Source organism: Arthrobacter sp. B0427-1-12, from assembly GCF_059092905.1.
On the sequence record NZ_JBNHIC010000277.1, the window covers coordinates 1 to 231 of the forward strand.

Annotated in this window: 1 protein-coding gene; it reads left to right on the forward strand. The window is 68.0% G+C overall.

The window, feature by feature from the left end; genetic code table 11:
• Positions 1-231, forward strand: a 231-nt coding sequence (locus AC5RWU_RS24840; RefSeq protein WP_493986818.1) for a hypothetical protein, incomplete at both ends; no start/stop codon positions are given.

Here is a 231-nt window from a genome sequence, read left to right on the forward strand (position 1 = left end):
ACCGGTCGCAGCGGCCGGGAATCGGGGTGGGCGGGCATATCTCCACCTACGCGGGCGCCGCAACGCTGTACGAAGTCGGACTGAACCATTTCTTCCGCGGCAAGGACCACCCCGGCGGCGGCGACCAGGTCTTCTTCCAGGGCCACGCGTCTCCGGGCATGTACGCCCGTGCCTACCTTGAGGGGCGGCTGAGCGAGGAGGACCTGGACGGTTTCCGGCAGGAGAAGTCCA